Consider the following 19915-nt stretch of genomic DNA (forward strand, 5'->3'; position numbering starts at 1 on the left):
ACCTAGTCGATCACGCAGCGTTGGACCGCGTCGTGGAGGGTCTGGCGGACCTGAGGCTGGTCGAAAATCAACTCGATCCGCGAATCCCTGCGCCAGTCGCTGGGCGCCACAGGCGGCAGCGACCCGTCCAGACCATTGAAGGACAGCCACCCGGTGGGACTGTGGATAACCCCTTTGGCGCGCTTCCAAGGCAGGGCTTGCAGCACTGCCTGCAGCAGCTGTGGATCGAATTGCCGGCTCGGGTGCCAGCGCCAGCCGATACTCCAGCCTCCTTCACCGGCTTCGGCCAGGCATATCGGCATACGCGGATCTGTCCACAGGGCAGCTGCCGGTGCAGCGACACTGTCCACAGGCCACGCGGGTTCCTCGGACACTTCCAGCCTGCCTGTGGGTAAAATCGGAAGCCGAGCGAGACCTATTCGTCCCTGCTCGGTCCAGAGCGCTGGAATCTCGCCTAGCTGCTGCTTTATCAACAGCCTGGACGATTCATCCACAGCCTCGCTCTTGTTCACAACGACCAGCCCGGCCGCGGCCAGCGCCTGCGATTGGGCCTCCGGCAGCGGATCGCCACGGCTCATCGCTTTGGCATCGAGCACCACCACCAAAGGCTGCACGCTCAACACGCCCAGCCAAGGAGCCGCGCCCAGCTGCCGCAGCAACTGCAGAGGATGCCCCAGTCCGGATGGCTCGATGAACAAGCGATCCGGGCGAGCCTTACGCAGCAGGCGCCCCAACCCGACCTGAAATGGCATGCCATTGACGCAGCACAGGCAACCCCCCGCCACTTCACCGATGGCGATACCGTCCTCGTCGCGACTGAGCAGGGCCGCATCGAGTCCGACCTGGCCGAACTCATTGACCAGCACAGCCCAACGCTCGCCCTGCGGGCGCTGGGTCATCAGGTGCCGGATCAGGCTGGTCTTGCCGGCACCGAGTGGCCCAGCGATCATGTGGGTAGGAATGTTCTGCAGCATGGGGTCATTTCGCTGGGGATGGATCCCCACTATGCCCCGTCATGCCAGCCAGTCAAGGCTGAGCAGCAGGCGTCCCTGCTGACTGGCCGGCGAACGGTGGATAAGTCCCGCGCCCTCGTTACCCAGCCATTTCTCGCCCTTGAGCAGTGCCACATCACCGGTGCGCAAGCGCTGAATGTTATCCACAGGCGCGGGCGCTAGGTGCAGGCCGGACCGCTCTACCACGCCTTCTTCCAGCCAATCGCTGCCAGGGCCGACATAGGTCGTCAGCAATCGCACAGGAACGTTATCCACATGAAAGCGCGGGCACATGGCGCTGTGCAAAACTCGCAGGCGTAAGCCCACCCGCCGCGCACCCAGCAGGCAGGTGTAGGCCGACAGCAGCCAGGTCACGTCAGCGACGAACGCCTCGTATCCTTGTAAATCCGCGGCTTCGCGCAGTAAACCAACGAGTTGCGGAGTTTCGTTCTCGTTCACCTCCACCACCCGTTGATCGGCCAGAGGCTGTCCGAGGCTGATGACCAAGGCCGCGAAATCCTCCAACTGCGCGGGCAAGCGTCGCTGCCACACGGCCAAATTGACGCCATCCTGGAAGATTTCCGCCAGCACCTTAGGAGATTCGCCCTGCACTTGGCAGATATCCACAGCGCGATGGGCCAGACTCATGCTGCCTCCTCGGCCAGCCATGGACCGAAGGGGTCTTCCAGGCGCAGCCAGGCCATCGGGCCAAGCGCCATCTCTTCATCGCTCAACAGGCAGGCATCCAGCTCTGTGGATAACCGTGCGAAATCGATGTTCTGGCCGATGAACACCAGTTCCTGGCGGCAATCGCCGGTTTCGGCGCTCCAGTGCTTGAGAATCTCGGCAGTGCCTTGCTCATCCTGGGGCCAGTGTTCACGCGGTACGAAACGCCACCAGCGACCGGCCAGACCGTGACGCATCATGCCACCGGCCTGGGACCAGCTCCCGGCCTCCTGGAACTTGCTGGCCAGCCAGAAAAAACCCTTGGAGCGCAGCAGGCGACCATTGCTCCAGTCCTTGTGGATAAAATCGAAGAAGCGCTGCGGATGCAAAGGACGTCGAGCTACCCAGGTGCTCGCCGCAATCCCGTACTCTTCGGTTTCCGGTACATGCTCGCCGCGCATCTCGCGCAGCCAGCCCGGCGATTGCGCGGCTTGGTCGAAGTCGAACAGGCCAGTATCGAGGATCCGCGCCAGCGGCACCTGGCCCATCACCATCGGCACGATCTGCGCCCGGGCGTTGAGGCTGCGCAAGATGGCTATGAGCTCTTCGCGCTCATGCTGTCCGATCAGGTCGATCTTGCTCAGCAACAGCACATCGGCGAACTCTACTTGCTCGATGAGCAGGTCGCTGATCGAGCGCTCGTCGTCCTCACCCAGGGTTTCTCCTCGGCTGGCCAAAGCATCAGCAGCCTGGTAATCGCGCAGGAAGTTAAGGCCGTCGACGACGGTGACCATGGTGTCGAGGCGCGCCATGTCGGAGAGACTGCGCCCTTGTTCGTCGCGGAAGGTGAAGGTTTCGGCCACCGGCAGTGGCTCGGAGATGCCCGTGGACTCAATCAGCAGGTAATCGAACCGCCCTTCGCGCGCCAGGCGCGCCACCTCTTCGAGCAGGTCTTCTCGCAGGGTGCAGCAGATGCAACCGTTGCTCATCTCCACCAGCTTTTCTTCGGCACGGTTCAAGGTGACGTCGCGCTGCACCTCGCTGGCGTCGATGTTGATTTCACTCATGTCGTTGACGATCACGGCGACCCGCAGGTCTTCACGGTTACGCAGGACATGGTTGAGCAAGGTGCTTTTGCCGGCTCCCAGGAAGCCGGACAAGACGGTGACAGGAAGGCGATTGGACATGGACAAGACCTCGTCAGGCAGACGCATTCGAAACGATGCATTGCACAATGTTATAAAGTAACAATACAATTTCGCCAAGCCACTTTCGTCGCGAGTGTCGTTCGCCCATGAAAACCAAACTGCCCATCGCCCTGTTGGTGCTGATGCTCGGGTGCCCTTTACAGGCACTGGCAATCGCGCCTGCAAACGGTCTGGCGCTATGCACCCGAAGCGCAACGCTGCTGGCGTGTCAGGGCGCTAATGGCAGCTATTACAGCGTGCGTACCGAAGGCAGCCACTTTTACCTGCGGGGTTTCGACAGCGAGACACGCCGGCTGTGGTCGCAGACCAACAGCCGCTACGGCACGTTCACGTTGTTCACGGGGCTAGCCAGCGATGGCGAAGCCTGGTTCGGATACAGCCGGCGTATTGGCTGGACCACGCTGAATCGGGTCTCCAGTTCCAGTGGCCAACGCTTCAATTTGCACTGCAGCCTGGTTGGCGGATGCCGCTGACCCTTCACTCCCGGTACTTCAGATGACCAGTCTCACGCTTCCCGACGTCGCCATCCAATCACGCGATCACGCCACTCCTCTGGCATGGGTCGGCATGTGCGGTATCACGTTGCCGATCCAGGTTGAAGGACGCAGCGTTCTGGCCAAAGCCGACGCTGGCGTCAGCTTGGTGGACGGCACTTCGCGAGGCATTCACATGTCGCGGCTGTACCTTGCCCTTGAATACCTGGAGCAACAGACGCTGACGCCCTTGAGCCTTCGTCAGTTGTTGGCGGAATTCGTTGCCAGTCATGACGACCTCTCCGATGCCGCCTATGTGCGCTTGACGTTCGAGTTGCCACTGAAACGACCTGCACTCATCAGCCCACTGGCAGGCTGGAAGAGCTACGCGATAGCGGTCGATGCAAGGATAGAAAATGAAATGTTCCACGTGGAACTATCGGTGGACGTCTCTTACTCATCGACGTGTCCCTGCTCCGCGGCGCTCGCCCGACAACTGATCCAGCAACAATTCCAAACCGACTTCGCAGGGGAGCAACCAGACCACGAACGGGTGATGGCTTGGCTGGGTAGCAGCCAAGGCATCGTAGCGACCCCTCATAGCCAGCGCAGTCTGGCCCGGATCCAGGTCCGGCTGCGCAACCATCAGGCCTCACTACCGCTGACCGAGTTGATCGATCAGGTCGAAGCCAGCCTGGGCACCGCCGTGCAGACCGCAGTGAAGCGCGCCGACGAGCAAGCTTTCGCCTTGGCCAACGGACAGAACTTGATGTTCTGCGAGGATGCGGCGCGACGAATACATGACACCTTGCGCCAGCAAGCCTGGGCGACCGCATTCACCGTGCGCGTGGAACACGCAGAGAGCCTGCATGCCCACGACGCAGTAGCGGTCAGCCGCTGGCAGTGGTGAGATCAATCAGGTCCGTGGCTTGACCGTGCCACAGTCGTTGCCCAACCAAACGGCCCGGGTGTTCATGCTGCCTTGTTGCTGGACGCCCGAGGCATTGAAGGTGCCGCTCACCTGAGTGGTGAACTCCTTGTCGCTGAGGAAGGTCGCTTGCCCAGTACCCTGCGCCTTGGGGCAGCTGAACTGAAACTTCCAGACATTGCCGGTGCGGTCGGTGATTTTCTGGGTGCAACCAGATTGCGGATCCTGTAGGGGAATATCGTTGGTAGCGACCTGCTCAGGGGTCAGGCAAGAGCGCACGCCTTTGCCGCCAATGCTGACCCCCTGCTTGGCCAGTGTGCCCTCCAACATTGCGCGCTGCTCGGGCGGCAGATTCTTCAACTGGCCCAGCATGAATTCCATGTCCGGTAGTGGTTTTCCGTCGACCTGCATGTTGCTGGTGGTCAGTTCCCACAAGCCAGGTTGCAGCATCTGCGCTTGCACCAATGGGCTGCCAAGGCCCAGGGCCGAGGCCAACAGTGACGCCAACAGTGGCAGACGATTCTTCATGGATGAACGCTCCTCGAAATGAACCGGCCAGCCGGCCGGGCTGAGTCTTAGACGCCAATACTGCAGGTGGGTTGCAAGCCTCGAGTGGAACGTGTTCTGTTATCCACAGTGTATTCGCCAGGCAGGATGCGTATGGATTATCACAGCCCGTATTTCTTCGGTTACGTACTCGGCCTGATTCACCTACTGGGTATCGCCGCTGCCCTGCACGCGTTATTCACCGTGCGCACCGCTCAAGGTGCCATCGCTTGGGCGATGTCATTGTTCTTCATACCGTACTTCACTCTCGTTCCCTACCTGGTCTTCGGTGCCCGTTCGTTCTATGCCTACATCCAGGCGCGACGTCAGGCCAACCAGGAGATGCACGTGGCCATGGCCAACCTCAACTGGCGGCCCTGGGTCGAAGAGGCACTGACCGCCCGCGAATCCGCCAGCTATGCCGCCCTTCGCGCAATGCCCAAACTAGGACGGATGCCGTGCCTGGCCAACAACCAGGTCAAGCTGCTGATCAACGGCGAGGCGACTTTCGACGCCATTTTCAGCGCTATCGCCGATGCCCGCGAAGTGGTGCTGGTGCAGTTCTTCATCATCCATGACGACGCCCTGGGACAATCGCTGCAGCAGTTACTGCTACGCAAGGCAGCCGAGGGCGTAAAGGTGTACGTGCTGTATGACCGGGTCGGCAGTCATGCCTTGCCGGCGCGTTACAGCCAACAGCTGCGTGAAGGTGGCGTGCGGATCCATGCGTTCGCCACCCGCCGTGGCTGGTTCAACCGCTTCCAGGTCAACTTCCGTAACCACCGCAAGATCGTCGTGGTCGATGGCATGGTCGGCTTCCTGGGAGGGCTGAACGTCGGCGACGAGTACCTGGGCGGTAATCCACGGCTGTCGCCCTGGCGCGATACCCATGTCGAGATCAGCGGCCCGGTACTGGCCTGCCTGCAGGAGTCCTTTGCCGAAGACTGGTACTGGGCGGCCCGGGAGTTGCCACCGCTGATCCTGCCCGATAGCTACCCGGATGACGGCGTGCTCTGCCAGGCGCTCGCCAGCGGGCCGGCCGACCCACAGGAGACCTGCTCGCTGTTCTTCCTCGAAGCGATCCACTCCGCCACTCAGAGGGTATGGATCACCAGCCCCTATTTCATTCCCGATGAGGCCGTTTTCGCTGCCCTGCGCCTGGCAGTGCTGCGCGGGGTCGATGTACGGGTGCTGATACCGGCCAGGCCGGACCACAAGATCGTCTATGCGGCATCCAGCCTGTTCGCCTTCGAAGCCGTGCGCGCAGGCGTGCGCATGTTCCGCTATCAGCCGGGCTTCATGCACCAGAAGGTAGTATTGGTGGATGACGAGGTGAGCGCGATCGGCAGTGCCAATCTGGACAACCGTTCATTCCGGCTCAATTTCGAGATGACTTTGCTCACCGTGGACCGAGCGTTCGCCGATCAGGTGGAGGCCATGCTGCTCGAGGATTTCGATCAGGCTCGGGAAATCACCGCCGAGGATAGCCAGGATACCCACCGCATCCAACAACTGGGCATGCGCATTGCCCGATTGATTTCACCCATCCTGTAAATAAGAAGGGGCTGCACTGCAGCCCCTTTCATTCACCGGTACAGGTCTTCGCGCGTCCAGGGCAAGTCATGGTGCCCGTCTGCAAAGGGTTTGACCGCGAGGATCTGGTGCAGGTTGATCCATCCCTTTTCGAAGGCATAAGCACAGCCGGCCAGGTACAGGCGCCAGATCCGCAAGGTCTTCTCAGGCACCAGCGCCGCAGCGCGGTGAAGTTGGTTCTCGAGGTTCTCGCTCCAGTGGTGCAGGGTCTTGGCGTAGTGCAGGCGCAGACTTTCCACGTCTACCACCTCGAGCCCGGCTTCACAGATGCTGGCGCTGATCATGGACAAATGCGGCAGCTCGCCATGGGGGAATACATAGCGGTCGATGAAGTCACCGGCGCCCCGGCCGACCGGCCGACCATCGACATGCTTGGCCGTGATGCCATGGTTCATGACCAAGCCACCTTCGCGCACGGCACCGAACAGCTTTTGACAATACAGCGCCAGGTTGGCGTGGCCAACGTGCTCGAACATGCCGACGCTGACCACCTTGTCGAAGCGGCCATCCTGCGGCAGGTCACGGTAGTCGAGGATCTGCAGATCGACCTTGTCGGCCAGCCCTTCGGCCTGCACGCGCTGGCGGCCGAGCTTGAGTTGCTCTTTGCTCAGGGTGATGCCGAACACCTTGGCGCCATACTCACGCGCTGCGAAGCGGGACAAGCCGCCCCAGCCGCAGCCGACATCCAGCAAGTAGTCACCGGCCTGCAGCCGAAGCTTGCGGCAGAGATGGTCGAATTTATCTTGCTGGGCTTGGTCCAGGGTATTGTCCGGCTCTCGGAAATAGGCGCAGGAATAGGCCATGTCCTGATCGAGCCAGAGTTGGTAGAACTCATTGGACACATCGTAATGGTACGAGATGGCTTCGGCGTCGGTGTCCTTGTCGTGGGCCATGCGCGTCGGTACAGCATCCTCCTCATCGGTCAGCAGGGCTTCGCTGAGCTCATCGCACACCCGAATGGCTTCACCTATGTCACCTTCCAGCTCGATCTTGCCTTCGACGAAGGCGGTACCGAGTTCGTCCATGCTGGGATGGGTCAGCTGGGAGATCAGCTGAGGCTCCTTGATCAGGATGGTCACCTGCGGGCTCGGCCCCAGGTCGAAATGGTTACCGTCCCACAGTTTGAGGCGCAGCGGCAGATGCAGGCTCTGCAACGCAGGTGGAAGTTGCGCAAGCATGAATGACCCTCCTTTCCATTTACGGGGCACGACGCACTACATTTCGAACACCACCGAAATAGGGTAGTTCATTCGTACGGACTTTCCTGCGGACCAGACCTTGGTCTAGAGCGGTCGACGGATGATGGGGTCTTTCACTGCTGGCTACACCGGTGTTTTACCCCTACCATTCGTGCGCGCCTTCGATCAATCCAGCGGAGCCCTTGGGTGAGCATCAATTTCGACCTGAACGACCTCAAAGCCTTCCGCGCCGTGGTCGAGCAAGGCAGCTTCCGCCGCGCTGCCGACACCATTCGCATTACCCAGTCGGCTCTGAGCCGGCGCATTGAGAAGCTCGAATCGGCATTGGGGGTCAAACTGCTGGAGCGCACCACGCGCAAGGTCTCGCTGACCAACGTCGGACGCGCCTTCCTTCCCCAGGTCGAACGCCTGCTGGATGATCTGGACCTGGCGCTGCTCAGTGTCGGTGACGGCGGCGCGCTGCGCACCGGCACCCTGACCATCGCCTGCGTCCCCTCGGCGGCCTACTACTTCATGCCCAACGCCATCCGCGCCTTTCACCGACAGTACCCGAAAGTGCGCATCAATCTGATCGATGCCTCGGCCAACGAGGTCAGTGCCGCGGTGGCTTCGGGCGAAGCGGATTTCGGCCTCAGTTTCACCGGCAACCTCGCCCCTGAAATCGAATTCAGCACCTTGCTCGAGGAGCACTACGTCATCGCCTGCCGCCAGGATCATCCGCTGGCACAACGTGAGTCGGTGAGCTGGACCGAGGCCTACCAGCATGACTACATCACGCTGGGCAAATCGTCTGGCAACCGTCTGGTGCTGGATCGCGCCCTCGCCGGGATGCAAGTGGCCCGGGAAAGCGTGTGCGAAGCCCGGCATGTGACCACTTTGCTGGGCTTGATCGAAGCGGGGGTGGGCATTGCTGCAGTCCCGTCGATCGCTCTGCCCCTATCGCCACACCCTGTGCTCGCCAGCGTTGCACTGGTCGAGCCGGAGGTTATCCGCAAAATGGGTCTGATCAAACGCCGCGGGCGTACGCTGACGCCCGCGGCACTTGAGATGGTGCGCCTGATCCGTGAACTGCCGGGTGTTCTACCGGGCGACTGAGTCCAGGCCGGTGGCACGCACGGTCGGCTGTACCGCGGGCGAGGCCAGATAGTCGAGCAGGTGTCGCGCTTGCGCCGGATGTTCGGCCGTCTTGGGAATACCCGCCGCGAAGCGGGTCACCGACTGCAGGCTCTCCGGTATTTTGCCCACATAGGTCACCCCGGCCACCGGCAACAGTTCGGCCACCTGCTGGAAGCCGATCTGGTAGGTGCCTTTGGCGACTTGCGAGGCAACCGGAATGCGCTCGACCATGGTGCTCTTGCCCGCGAGCTGGTCGGCGATACCCAGCTTCTTGAACAGCTGTTTCTCGACGTACACACCGCTGGCACTGTCCGAATAGGCCACCGACTTGGCCGCCAACAAGGTCTGCTTCAACTCGTCGGGGGTGCCGATGGCGGGCTTGGGCTGCCCTGCCCTGACCACCATGCCGATGCGCGAATCGGCCAGCTCCACACGGGAAGCCGGGTCGACCTTGCCTTGGCGGATCAGCTCGTCCAGGGCATAGCCGACCATGATCACCACATCGGCGTGCTCGCCACGCGCCAGACGGTTGGGTATCGCCTCGGGAGCCTTGCCCATCGACGGCCCATACACGCTGACCAGCGTATCGCCGCTCTGCTCGGCGTAGCGCGGACCGAGCTGCTGGTAGGCGGCAGTGAAGCCGCCGGAAGTCATCACGGTCAATTCGGCAGCGTGGGCCAAGCCACAACCGGCAACCAGGCTGGCGGCCAGCAATCCTTTCATCGCGCGGATCATGCGGCCACCACTGCGCGGTGGGCGAGTCGACGATACAGCATCCAGGTGGCGACGAACGCACAAAGCGCGGCAAACATCATCCAATAGGCTGGCGCAGCCTTGTCGCCCGTAGCGTGGATCATCCAGGTGGAAATGGCCGGGGTGAAACCGCCGAAAATCGCTGTGGCCAGGCTGTAGGCCAGCGAGAAGCCGGCAACCCGCACTTCCACTGGCATGATTTCGGTCAGCGCTGGAATCATGGCGCCGTTGTACAGCCCATACAGGAACGAGAACCATAGCAACACTTCGAGCATGTGGCCGAAGGTCGGCGCCTGGGCCAGGAACGACAGGGCCGGATAGGCACTGAGCAGGGTCAGCAGGGACATGGCGCTGAGCAGCGGCTTGCGGCCGAACCGATCGCTCAGGGCGCCGCCGATCGGCAGCCAGATGAAATTGGACACCCCCACCAGCAGGGTCACGATCAGAGCATCGCTGGTGCTCAGTTGCAGCACGGTCTTACCGAAGGTCGGCGCATACACAGTGATCATGTAGAACGCAGTGGTGGTCATGGCCACCATCAGCATGCCCAGCAACACCACGCTGGCATTGGCGAACAGGGTGGCCAGCACGGCCTTCATGCTCGGGCGGTGCTTGCGCGCGGTGAACTCTTCGGTTTCCTGCAGATTGCGACGCAGGATGAAAATCATCGGGATGATCATGCAGCCGACGCCGAACGGCACGCGCCAGCCCCATGCGCCGATTTCGCTGGTCGACAGCCACTGATTGAGGCCAAAGCCCAAGCCGGCGGCGACGACGATCGCCACTTGCTGGCTAGCCGATTGCCAACTGGCGTAGAAGCCCTTGCGTCCAGGCGTGGCCATTTCTGCCAGATACACTGAGACGCCACCGAGCTCGGCACCCGCCGAGAAGCCCTGCAGCAGGCGTCCTAGCAGCACCAGGACCGGCGCCCACAGGCCGATGCTGGCGTAGCTCGGCACCAGCACGATCAACAAGGTGCCGCTGGCCATGATTGCAAGCGTGACGATGAGCCCTTTGCGCCGGCCGACATCGTCGATGTAGGCACCCAGGATCACTGCACCGAGCGGACGCATGAGGAAGCCTGCGCCGAACACGGCAAAGGTCATCATCAAAGACGCGAATTCGTTGGACGCGGGGAAGAACGCCGCGGCGATATAGGTGGCGTAGAAGCCGAACAGGAAGAAGTCGAATTGTTCGAGGAAATTCCCGGACGTGACCCGGAACACCATCCCGGCTTTTGAGGTGCCCTTGGGCGCCGGATGTGACGGCAGACTCATGGTGGATCTCCAGCTTTTTTTAAGATTTGTAAGAGCTTGTTGCTGGAATGATCGGCGAAACTGCGGCTGAGGATAATCGCTGAATTCTCATCGATTGATGCAAGAAAGCGATCAATGAATAGCGACTAGCGGGGAGAAACGACACAGGCACTCTCCAGGGACGGGCTGGAGAGTGCCTTGTGCTCAAGGGGTTACGCCCCCACGAAAGCGGGTCGTACGGCGATCAGAAGATGCTCCAGGGATACTCGACGATCAGACGAATCTGGTCCGCAGAGGCATCCGAAGCGCCGTTACCGATCCGATGGGTGGCTTGGCGCAAGCGAACGGACAGGTCTTTGGCAGGCCCGCCTTGTACGACGTATTTGACATCGATGTCACGCTCCCAATGCTCCTCACTGCTCTGCGAGCCATAGAAGTTATAGGGGCTGTCAGCATCCATCTTGCTGCCATCGACATCGCGGCCCACGATGTAGCGAGCACCGAACGACAACCCGGGCACACCATACGTGGTCATGTCGAGGTTGTAGAACACGCCCCAGGATTTCTCATTGGGGCCGTTGAAGTCGACCAACTGCGAGGAGTTGGCCAGGTAGATGGAGTCATGGAACGTACCGGGCCCCATCCCCAGGTAGTCGAACGGCTGATCGCCGTGAATCTTCTGGTAGGTCAGCTTGAAGGTGTGCGCCCCGACCGTATACGCCGCGGCCAGAGAGTACGCCGTGGTGTTGATGTCCCCCGCCAGGGCACTGCCTTCGTCCACGGTGCGATACAGATTGGCATCGAAGTTCAGGCTCTGGGTGTCGCTCAACGGATAGGTATAGTTGACGTTCCCATAGTACTGACGCCAGATATCTTCATACTCAGCGCCATAGAGACCGAGGCTCAACTGGTCGGTCACCGAATAGGTACCGCCGACGAAATCGACCGTGCTGGAACCTACCCCGGCGTATGCGGCGTAGAAGTCGTCCGACATGTTGGTGCTGTTGAAATCCTTGGCGGCCGTCAGGTGCCCCGCTTCTGCGGCCAGCCCTTCGATCTCGCCGCTGGTCAACCAGAACCCTTGGGCCGTTCCAGGGGTCAAGCGGGCATCGGCAGGTGCGAACACCGGGTTGTATGGGCGCAGATTGTTACCGTACTTGAGCTCGGTCTCCGAAACCCGCAGCTTGACGTTGGCACCGGCCGAAGAGGCTTCGCGCGCAGTGCTATTGCCGTCCGGAACCAGAACGTTGGCTTGCCCCGAATGCCCTGCCCCGCCATCGAGCTTGATGACCGTGTAGGCACTCGCATCCACGCCGAATCCGACCGTGCCCTGGGTGAAGCCTGAGGTGTAATCGAGCCGGAAGGTCTGGCCCCATTCGCGCCGGTCACGGTCTGCAGTGCTATCGGCGTTGTTATGCCCGCTGTGGTAATCATGATTCCAGTAAAGGTTGCGGGTCATGAAGTCGAGGTGGCTGTCCTCGATGAATCCTTTACTGTCGGACTGACCTGCAATCGCCACGTTTCCCGCCATCGACGTGATGGCCAGCGCCAGCAGGCTCCTGTTTCTAAGCCGCATTGTCTTACTCCCCATGGTTTTTTTATCGAAAGGGCAGTGAAAATGGAGCGTTCCACCTGCTCTTTTTATGGGCCATGGCAAGGTGGAGGTGTGAGGTGAACCTGATCAGCACATGGCTGAAAAATGGCCAGGTGCCACCACCCTACTGACAACAGTGCCAAGGCGAAGCTCAAGATGCGACCTTCACAGACCTGAATCCGACCCTCTCATGGGGCATCCACAGACGCGACGGCCATGGCTTTGCCGTGGAACGCCCCCACTTTGTTGGCTGCGCGGCTCGTTCAGCGCTCAACCACCCACTGCGCCGCCGGGTTGCAAGGTCGTCTGAGCGGCCCCTCTAAGCATCTCCCCTGCCAGTACCCGGAACCTCTGGGTGAGCAGATTTTCGGGGCGATCGGATGAAAGCAGCAGGTAGGTATAGAAGCGCAGCTGCGGGGTAAACGGACGCATATCGATACCGGTATGCAAATACTCGCAGGCCACAAGCGGGCTGACGATGCTGACGCCAAGGCCCAGGCCGACCAACGAGCAGACGGTGGCGGCGTGGGTGGCATCCAGATTGAGCACGCGCGGGTCCTCTTCGGCGAAGAGGCGGTCGAGGCGCGTGCGCGAGCCATCGGTGTGCGACAACGAGATGAATTCCTCGCCCTTGAGGTCAGCCGGGGTCACTGTCTCGAGACTGCCAAGACGATGTCCCTTGGGGAAAATGCACACGCCGGGCACATCGCAGATGATCTCCGACTGCACGCCGGCCATGTCTTCCGCGACGTAGGACACCAGGCACACGTCGCAGAAACGCGTAGCGGCCCAGTGTGCAACGTTCGGCGAGTCATTGGTGTGTATGGAGATATGAACGTGCGGATTCTGCTGGCGGAAGCGCTGGATGATCGCCGGCAGCAAGCCATGGGTCAGCGATGGCACGGCTCCGATGCGCAACCGGCTGGTACCGCCACGCTTGAGGTTCTGGGCGGAGCTTTCCAGGCTTTGCAGCCCGATGAAGGCACGCTCCACATCGGCGAAGAACTGTGCGCCCTCATCGGTAGGCACCAATCGCCCGCCCATCCGCTCGAACAATTTGAAGCCATTGGACCGTTCGAGCTGCGCGATCAGGCGGCTGACGTTCGGCTGCGAGGTATGCAGCGCTTGCGCAGCCGCCGTCATTGAGCCGCTGAGCATCACCGCCCGGAAGGTTTCGATCTGCTTGAAGTTCATAGCCATATCATTTCTGCATGACGGGTTGATGTATTGTCATTTGATTGCATGACACGGAGATCTTATAACTAGACCCACATCGACGTCTGCACCGATGCAACGCGATGCCAATCGAGCACATGCCGGCAGAACCAGAATAAAACCGGTGCTCCCCCACACTTTTCAGCCCTGCTCTTGTACTCATCGTTTCGTCGCACGCCAGTGTGGCGATGCAGCCAGGTAATCAGGAGGCATCATGTCGTTCTCGTATAAAAAACTAAGCGCTGCGCTGGCTTTGTCGTGCATGTCGTTGGCTGCGGTATCCACCGCTCGGGCCTCTGACTTGCCGGCGGTTCCGGCAGCTATCAAAGAGGCAGGCCAACTGCGTGTTGGTGTGCGGTGCGACCAGCCGCCCTATGGCTACCAAGACGAAAAGGGGGAATTTGCCGGCGTCGAAGTGGAAATGGCGAAACAAGTGTCGTTTTGGGCCCTGGGCTCCAAGGACAAGGTCAGCTTCACCTGTGTGACCGCCGAAAACCGAGTGCCGCAACTACTTGGTCGCAAGGTGGACTTCCTCATCGCCACGCTCGGTGTCACGCCGGAGCGTCAACGCGTGATCGACTTCACCACGCCCTACCGCTGGGGCGCGAGTGACGTGGTGGTCAAGAAAGACAGCCCTGTGCAGAAGATCTCCGACCTCAAGGGCAAGACGCTCGCAACGCTCAAAGGCTCAGTGCAGGCCAAGTGGTTCGAAGATCACATGCCCGACGTGAAAACGCTGCGCATGAACAGCGCCGCCGACGCCTTGCAGGCTTTCCGCCAGGGCCGTGCCGACGCTTACACCCACGACGCCGCAACGCTGGTGGTGGTTGCCGACAATGACAAGGACGCCCGTCTGATCGGCGAACCTTTTCAGATCTCCGATGCTGCCATCGGCGTGCGCAAGAACGACGAAGAGTGGCGCGACTACCTGAGCGCAGCGGTACTGCGTATGCGTGAAGAACACCTGTTCCGTGGCTGGGTCGCGCAGTTCGTTCCCACGAACATCCAAAGCTATTACATCAGTGTCTTCGAGCAGGCCAAACCTGCCGAATCGCTCTGATCGGCCGCCATCATGAATTTCGATATCCATTACCTGATGGCGCAGTGGCCGGCGTTACTCGACGGCGTGCTGATGACGCTGAAGATAACGGCGCTCGCCATCGTCTTCTCGCTGTTGATCGGTGTGCTGGGCGGCGCGGTGAGGGTCATGAAGGTACCCGTCCTCTCGCAGGTCGTAGCGTTCTATGTGGAGTTGATCCGCAATACGCCGATCCTGGTGCAACTGTTCTTCATCTTCTACGGCTTGCCAGCCGTGGGGCTGGGACTGTCGCTGTTCTGGTCAGGGGTGTTTTGCCTGTCGCTCTGGGCAGGGGCTTACCAGATCGAGAACATCCGTGGCGGCCTGGCCACCGTGGAGCACGGTATGCGTGAGGCCAGCTTGGCGCTCAGCCTCAAGCCGGTGCAGTACTTCGCGCTGGTGGCCCTGCCGATCGCTTTTCGCACGAGCCTGCCGGCGATGCTCAATACCGCGATCTCGCTGCTTAAGAACTCCTCGTACTTGCAGGCCATCGGCTTGGCAGAGTTGACCTTCGTGGCGGTGGACCGCATTGCCACGGATTTCCGCGCCATCGAGATGTTCACTGCCATCTGCGTCATGTACCTGGTGCTGGTGGGCGTGCTCGCACTGTTGACCGGGCGGCTGTCGGCCCACCTGCATCGACCTTTCAGGCAGTGAGGCAACCATGAACTTCATTCTCGAAAACTGGAGCTTCGTTTCCAAAGGGTTGTTGATGACCCTGCGCCTGGCGCTGGTGGTGCTGCTGTTCACCACGCTGATCTCGGCAGTGCTCGGTGTGCTGGCCACGGTCAAGAACCGCGCGCTGGGGTGGACGATTCATGCCTATGTGGAGCTGTTCCGCTCGATTCCACTGATCGTCAACGTGTTCTTCATCTTCTTCGGGGCGCCGATGTTCGGTGTGGATCTGAGCCCGTTCGCCGCCGTCACCGTGGGCCTGACCCTGTGGGGCAGCGCCAACGGTATCGAGATCGTCCGAGGCGGTCTGGAGTCGGTATCCCGACATCAGTGGAAAAGCGCCTGGGCCTTGGGCCTGCGCCCTTGGCAGATCTACCTGCACGTGGTCGTGCCACAGTCGATGAAAGCCATTCTGCCGGCCTACACCGGGTTGCTGACGATCCTGGTGCAAGCCACTTCCCTGGGCGCGCTGGTAGGTGTGGGCGAATTCCTCAAGGTCGGGCAGATCATCATCGAACGCGAAACCGTCATGACCGGCGTCAGCCCGGCATTCGAGGTCTACGGCGTGGTGTTGCTCGTGTACTTCGTCATCTGCTCGGCACTGACCTGGCTCAGTCGCTATCTCGAACGTCGTCTGGGTCGCCCGGCGGTACGTACTTCTATTGGAGAGGTTCCAAAATGCAAGAATCCAAAGTCAGTCGGCGCCTGAAGGAAAGCACTGCGCCGGAAGTCAACGAGTACATCTATCGCCCACGCCTGGAAGGCTTCGCCAGTGGTTTCGCCAACCTGGGCAACGTCAACAAGGCGCACATCCTGATGCTCGCCGAACAGGGCCTGATTCGTGGCGAACACGCCAGTGCGCTGGCCAAAGGCGTGCTGGACATGGAGCATGCCGGGCCGGATGCGGTCGAGCTGGATCCGTCGCGCGAAGATGCCTACTTCAACTATGAAGCGCACCTGATCGAACAGATCGGCGCCGACATCGGCGGGCGCCTGCACACCGGTCGCAGCCGCAACGACATTCTTGCCACGCTCGATCGCCTGCGGTGTCGCGACCTGTTGATGGACCTGATCGACGAGCTGATGAACGTGCGAGCAACGGCCATTCGCTGTGCCGAGATGTTCGCTGAAGTGGTGATGCCCGGTTACACCCACCTGCAACCTGCACAACCGATCACCTATGGGTACTACCTCAGCGCGGTGGAGCAGGCACTGGAACGCGACAGCAAACGCCTGATCCAGACCCTGGATTCCATGAACCAGTGCCCACTTGGCGCAGCGGCGTTCGCCGGTACGCCGTTCGCCATCGACCGCTCGCGCACCGCCGAGTTGCTAGGCTTCGACGGTTATCTGGACAACGCGCTGGATGCCATCGGCTCGCGGGACTTCCTGCTCGAAAGCCTGTCGCACCTGAGCAACCTGGCGGTGCTCTGGAGCCGCATTGCGCAGGATTACTTCGTGTGGAGCACCAATGAGTTCAACCTCATCGACTTCCCTGACAGTGTCGCGGCGACGTCCAGCATCATGCCGCAAAAGAAGAACCCGACCGTGCTGGAGTATCTCAAGGGCCGCAGCGGACACATCGTCGGCTTGCTGATGGGGGCAAGCGTCACCATCAAAGGCACCAACTTCTCGCACACCGGCGATGGCAACCGCGAAGGAACCCGTGGTTTCTGGGAAGCCGCCGAAGAAAGCCTACGCTGCCTGAAACTGCTGGACCTGGTGCTGCGCACCGCGACCCCGAACATCGATCTGGCGGTGCGCCGTGCCGGTGAAGACTTCTCCACGGCAACGGGCCTGGCCGACCTGATGGTGCGCGAGGTGGATCTGTCGTTCCGCGAAGCCCACCACGTGGTCGGCGCCGTGGTGCGCATGGCGATGGATCAAGGCCTGTTGGCGAATCAGATCACCACCCAGATGATCGATGCCTGCGCCATCGAACAACTGGGCCACGCGCTGAACCTGTCCGAGCAAAAGGTGCGCGAATGCCTGGACCCGGTCAGCAACGTGCAAGGGCGTACCTCCGCAGGCGGCCCGTCGCTGGGTTCGCTGAAGCCCAGCCTGGCCCGTGCCAGGGAGCGACTGGCGGCTGAACGCGCCGCCAATCAACAGCGCCGCGAGCGACTGAGCGCGGCTCACCTCAACCTGCAAGCCCTGACCCGGGCACAGGCGGGCCTATGAGCACAATCCTGACGGTTCGCGACCTGCATAAAAGCTTTGGGCAACACGAGGTGGTCAAGGGGGTGGACATGGACGTTCGCCAAGGTGAAGTGGTGGTCATCATCGGTCCCAGCGGCTCGGGCAAGTCCACCTTCATTCGCTGCCTGAACAGCTTGGAGGAGCCGTCGCAGGGCACCGTGGTGATCGGCAATGGCGACTCTGCCAACGCCGGTGACCGCAAGGCGCTGGCGAAGCTTCGTGAGGAAGTGGGCATGGTGTTCCAGGACTACACGCTGTTCCCCCACATGACCGTGATGGCAAACATGATCCTCGCGCCGGTAAAGCTCAAGCGCGCGACCAAGCAGCAAGCACAGGCCCATGCCTTGGCGTTGCTGGACCGGGTCGGACTGCGCCACAAGGCCGAGCATTATCCGGCAGAGTTGTCCGGCGGCCAGCAACAACGCGTGGCGATCGTTCGCGCGTTGGCGATGAGACCCAAGTTGATGCTGTTCGACGAGCCCACCTCCGCGCTGGACCCGGAGACCGTCGGCGACGTGCTGAACGTGATGAAGGGCTTGGCTGCCGAAGGCATGACCATGATCGTGGTGACCCACGAAATGGGTTTCGCCCGTGAAGTGGCCGATCGCGTGGTGTTCTTCGACGGCGGCAAGATCATCGAAACCGGGCCGCCGTCCGAGGTGTTCAGCGTACCCAAGGAACCGCGCACCCGGCAGTTCCTGGAAAGCGTCCTGCACTGATCCAAAGGCACCTTCGCACCCTTTCCCCTATCTGGCGTGCCCGCCTCCATCGGGACGGCGCGCCTGTGCTCCGGCAAGGAGTTTCAAATGAGTGAAGCGATCCGCAATCCCCAGGCTTCAATGGCCAGGCAAGCCATGATCCAGATGGAGAACATCAACAAGTGGTACGGTACTTTCCAGGTACTGAAGAACATCAACCTGACCGTGCATCAGGGCGAGCGTATCGTGCTCTGCGGCCCGTCGGGATCGGGCAAATCGACCACTATTCGCTGCCTGAACCGCCTCGAAGAACACCAGGAAGGCCGGATTGTGGTCCAAGGCACCGAACTGACCAGCGACGTCAGGCAGATCGAGGCCATCCGCCGCGAAGTCGGCATGGTGTTCCAGCATTTCAACCTGTTCCCGCACCTGACCATTCTGCAGAACTGCACACTCGCACCGATCTGGGCAGGCAAGGTGTCACGTCGCCACGCTGAAGAAGTGGCGATGCATTATCTGGAACGCGTGCGCATTCCCGAGCAGGCCCACAAATTCCCCGGGCAGCTGTCCGGTGGCCAGCAGCAGCGGGTCGCGATCGCCCGGGCATTGTGCATGAAGCCCAAGATCATGCTGTTCGATGAACCGACCTCGGCGCTGGACCCGGAAATGGTCAAGGAAGTGCTCGACACCATGGTCAGCCTTGCCGAAGACGGCATGACCATGCTGTGCGTGACCCATGAAATGGGTTTCGCCCGTACCGTGGCGCACCGGGTGGTGTTCATGGACCAGGGTGAAATTGTCGAGCAGGCCACGCCGGAGGCGTTCTTCGACAACCCGCAAAGTGAGCGCAGTCGATTGTTCTTGAGCCAGGTATTGCACTGAGTGATGTGCACTCTGTGAGGGCCCTTTCGCGGCGGTTCGGCGCCCCGACAAGCCCGCACAGGTACCCCTTCGCATTCGCAAGCGATGATGATCCTGTGGGAGCGGGCTTGCCCGCGAAGAGGCCGGCCCAGACAACCCAAACACTCGAAGGGAGATCTCAACGGTCTGGTCACAGCGCTGTTCGGCGATAGGGTCCCGATGTGGCCCACATACTGTGAAAACCACTGCGCATTAAACAAAAAACATCAGTTCTGTTTCAGACTAATTCTATTTTTTGTAGGGCATTTCCGATTCATACTCTTGCGCCTGCCAAACCATTGCTACTGCTGGAATGGGGGCCTAGTCTCGGGAAGTCGCTGCCAAATCAGCGTCCGGCTTTGACAGGCCGATCCTTCTCTCCGAGCACGTACACGCTTTATGGCGGCAGTACGTGGGGCACCTCGTGTGCGCCGAGTCTCCGGAGTCCTCGGTCTGTCAACCCGCGTACCGCTGCCACCTTCTTGTTTGACAGCTCGTTGGTTGCAGCCCAATCGACTCCGGAGTTGTACATGCGCAAAATAGTCCCCGATCCACCCGCTTCCTCCCTCGAATCGTCCATCGCCTTGCAAGACACCCTCGTGCAGGCCTCCGAGCACATCCTCTGCGCCTTATCCGTCGCCAGCCAATCCGTGCTGCTCAACCCTGTCAGTCCAACCTCGAAGATCATGCAGGCCGTGATTCATGAGATGGCGACTGTGCAGGCCTTGTTGGAGTCGGCGGAAGAGCACGCGCAGATGCGGGCGCATCTGCCGGTCGAGCCGCGAACGCTGCATTAAGTGACGTGTTGTCTCGGCGGGCCTCTTCG

At 61.0% G+C, this 19915-nt stretch carries 20 protein-coding genes; 11 read left to right on the forward strand and 9 right to left on the reverse strand.

Translation table 11 applies throughout. The annotated features are described in order from the left end of the window. Window positions 1-2 precede the first annotated feature (2 nt). Genes KY379_RS19505 through zigA form a run of 3 tightly spaced genes read right to left on the reverse strand, consistent with a single transcriptional unit; the run spans window position 3 to window position 2845 of the window. Complete coding sequence (locus KY379_RS19505) at window positions 3-974, reverse strand: CobW family GTP-binding protein (protein ID WP_261239314.1); 972 nt, start codon at window positions 972-974, stop codon at window positions 3-5. A gap of 39 nt (window positions 975-1013) precedes the next feature. Then, a complete protein-coding gene (locus tag KY379_RS19510; protein ID WP_261239315.1) occupies window positions 1014-1640 on the reverse strand; it encodes a DUF1826 domain-containing protein in 627 nt (208 codons plus the stop codon). After that, a complete protein-coding gene (gene zigA, locus KY379_RS19515; RefSeq protein ID WP_133325582.1) occupies window positions 1637-2845 on the reverse strand; it encodes a zinc metallochaperone GTPase ZigA in 1209 nt (402 codons plus the stop codon). The genes KY379_RS19510 and zigA overlap by 4 nt, the downstream gene beginning before the upstream one ends. 107 nt (window positions 2846-2952) lie before the next feature. Here zigA and KY379_RS19520 point away from each other — a divergent pair, with 107 nt between their 5' ends. Both KY379_RS19520 and folE2 read left to right on the forward strand, forming a co-directional pair. Then, window positions 2953-3339: a glutamine synthetase gene (locus tag KY379_RS19520; RefSeq protein WP_261239316.1), complete on the forward strand. Its 387-nt coding sequence runs from the start codon at window positions 2953-2955 to the stop codon at window positions 3337-3339. Between the two features lie 22 nt (window positions 3340-3361). After that, complete coding sequence (folE2, locus tag KY379_RS19525; protein WP_133325586.1) at window positions 3362-4249, forward strand: GTP cyclohydrolase FolE2; 888 nt, start codon at window positions 3362-3364, stop codon at window positions 4247-4249. A 6-nt stretch (window positions 4250-4255) separates the two neighbouring features. Here folE2 and KY379_RS19530 read toward each other — a convergent pair whose 3' ends face one another. After that, a complete protein-coding gene (locus KY379_RS19530) occupies window positions 4256-4795 on the reverse strand; it encodes a DUF3617 domain-containing protein (RefSeq protein WP_133325588.1) in 540 nt (179 codons plus the stop codon). 132 nt (window positions 4796-4927) lie between these two features. Here KY379_RS19530 and cls point away from each other — a divergent pair, with 132 nt between their 5' ends. Then, the gene (cls, locus tag KY379_RS19535; protein ID WP_196171426.1) at window positions 4928-6367 is read left to right on the forward strand and encodes a cardiolipin synthase; all 1440 of its coding nucleotides are present in this window, start codon (window positions 4928-4930) and stop codon (window positions 6365-6367) included. A 32-nt stretch (window positions 6368-6399) separates the two neighbouring features. Here the strand turns inward: cls and cfaB are convergent, their stop codons facing one another. Then, the gene (gene cfaB / locus KY379_RS19540) at window positions 6400-7584 is read right to left on the reverse strand and encodes a C17 cyclopropane fatty acid synthase CfaB (RefSeq protein WP_133325592.1); all 1185 of its coding nucleotides are present in this window, start codon (window positions 7582-7584) and stop codon (window positions 6400-6402) included. Window positions 7585-7791: 207 nt separating this feature from the next. On the opposite strand from cfaB, the gene KY379_RS19545 reads away from it, so the two are divergent. Beyond that, window positions 7792-8700, forward strand: a complete 909-nt coding sequence (locus tag KY379_RS19545) for a LysR family transcriptional regulator (protein ID WP_133325594.1) — start codon at window positions 7792-7794, stop codon at window positions 8698-8700. Here the strand turns inward: KY379_RS19545 and KY379_RS19550 are convergent. From KY379_RS19550 to KY379_RS19565, 4 genes are all read right to left on the reverse strand, one after another. Further along, window positions 8686-9444 carry a substrate-binding domain-containing protein gene (locus KY379_RS19550; RefSeq protein WP_261239318.1) on the reverse strand — a complete coding sequence of 253 codons (759 nt, stop codon included), beginning with the start codon at window positions 9442-9444 and terminating at the stop codon, window positions 8686-8688. The genes KY379_RS19545 and KY379_RS19550 overlap by 15 nt on opposite strands. 8 nt (window positions 9445-9452) lie before the next feature. Then, window positions 9453-10751: an MFS transporter gene (locus KY379_RS19555; RefSeq protein WP_133325598.1), complete on the reverse strand. Its 1299-nt coding sequence runs from the start codon at window positions 10749-10751 to the stop codon at window positions 9453-9455. 223 nt (window positions 10752-10974) lie between these two features. Beyond that, the gene (locus KY379_RS19560) at window positions 10975-12306 is read right to left on the reverse strand and encodes an OprD family porin (protein WP_133325600.1); all 1332 of its coding nucleotides are present in this window, start codon (window positions 12304-12306) and stop codon (window positions 10975-10977) included. 288 nt (window positions 12307-12594) lie between these two features. Then, window positions 12595-13518, reverse strand: a complete 924-nt coding sequence (locus tag KY379_RS19565; RefSeq protein WP_133325602.1) for a LysR substrate-binding domain-containing protein — start codon at window positions 13516-13518, stop codon at window positions 12595-12597. A 235-nt stretch (window positions 13519-13753) separates the two neighbouring features. Here KY379_RS19565 and KY379_RS19570 point away from each other — a divergent pair, with 235 nt between their 5' ends. The 7 genes from KY379_RS19570 (at window position 13754) to KY379_RS19600 (ending at window position 19886) form a co-directional block, all read left to right on the forward strand. After that, window positions 13754-14599 (forward strand): transporter substrate-binding domain-containing protein, encoded by an 846-nt coding sequence (locus KY379_RS19570; protein ID WP_261239319.1) that lies wholly within the window; start codon window positions 13754-13756, stop codon window positions 14597-14599. A gap of 12 nt (window positions 14600-14611) precedes the next feature. After that, window positions 14612-15274, forward strand: coding sequence for an amino acid ABC transporter permease (locus KY379_RS19575; protein WP_261239320.1), 663 nt, complete (start codon window positions 14612-14614; stop codon window positions 15272-15274). A 7-nt stretch (window positions 15275-15281) separates the two neighbouring features. Beyond that, window positions 15282-16001: an amino acid ABC transporter permease gene (locus tag KY379_RS19580; RefSeq protein WP_133325608.1), complete on the forward strand. Its 720-nt coding sequence runs from the start codon at window positions 15282-15284 to the stop codon at window positions 15999-16001. Further along, entirely contained in the window at window positions 15971-17473 is a 1503-nt protein-coding gene (gene argH, locus KY379_RS19585) for an argininosuccinate lyase (protein ID WP_261239321.1), read from the forward strand. Before KY379_RS19580 ends, argH begins: the two co-directional genes overlap by 31 nt. Continuing rightward, complete coding sequence (locus KY379_RS19590; RefSeq protein ID WP_133325612.1) at window positions 17470-18210, forward strand: amino acid ABC transporter ATP-binding protein; 741 nt, start codon at window positions 17470-17472, stop codon at window positions 18208-18210. The genes argH and KY379_RS19590 overlap by 4 nt, the downstream gene beginning before the upstream one ends. An 87-nt stretch (window positions 18211-18297) precedes the next feature. Next, window positions 18298-19071: an amino acid ABC transporter ATP-binding protein gene (locus KY379_RS19595; protein WP_133325614.1), complete on the forward strand. Its 774-nt coding sequence runs from the start codon at window positions 18298-18300 to the stop codon at window positions 19069-19071. Window positions 19072-19619: 548 nt separating this feature from the next. Further along, window positions 19620-19886: a hypothetical protein gene (locus tag KY379_RS19600; RefSeq protein ID WP_261239322.1), complete on the forward strand. Its 267-nt coding sequence runs from the start codon at window positions 19620-19622 to the stop codon at window positions 19884-19886. Window positions 19887-19915 lie beyond the last annotated feature (29 nt).

The organism is Pseudomonas sp. HD6422, assembly GCF_025377065.1.
GTDB classification, from domain to species: Bacteria; Pseudomonadota; Gammaproteobacteria; order Pseudomonadales; family Pseudomonadaceae; genus Aquipseudomonas; species Aquipseudomonas putida_U.